The sequence below is a fragment of the Geminicoccus flavidas genome (assembly GCF_009806515.1).
Classification (GTDB): Bacteria; Pseudomonadota; Alphaproteobacteria; order Geminicoccales; family Geminicoccaceae; genus Geminicoccus; species Geminicoccus flavidus.
The window spans coordinates 1-399 of sequence record NZ_WUJP01000762.1; the positions used below are offsets into that span (position 1 = coordinate 1).

The following is a 399-nucleotide window of genomic DNA, read 5'->3' on the forward strand; positions in this document are numbered from 1 at the left end:
TCGGGCCGGCTTCTCCGGCTTGGGCGGTGCGGTCAGCAGCGCCACCCGGTTCATGAAACCGGCATCGTCGCCGGCAGCGAGCATGGGTGCCGCATCGGCGAGCGCGTCGAGCAGGGCCGCCAGCCCGGACCGATCCGCCTTGGCGAAGTCGCCCAGCACATGGCCCAGCACCTTCTCCTTGTGGCCGGGATGGCCGATCCCGATCCGCACGCGGCGATAGTCCGGCGTGCCCAGGCAGTCTCGGATCGAGCGCAGGCCGTTATGGCCCGCCACCCCGCCGCCTAGCTTCACCCGGACCTTGCCGGGCGCCAGATCCAGCTCGTCGTGGAACACGACGATGTCGGCCGGCGGGATCTTGTGGAAGCGCGCGGCCTCGGCCACGGCGTGGCCGGACAGGTT

General features: G+C 71.4%; 1 protein-coding gene. It reads right to left on the minus strand.

Annotated elements, in window-relative coordinates:
* Positions 1–399, minus strand: a 399-nt coding sequence (gene pth, locus EQG76_RS21920; protein ID WP_200841013.1) for an aminoacyl-tRNA hydrolase, incomplete at both ends; no start/stop codon positions are given.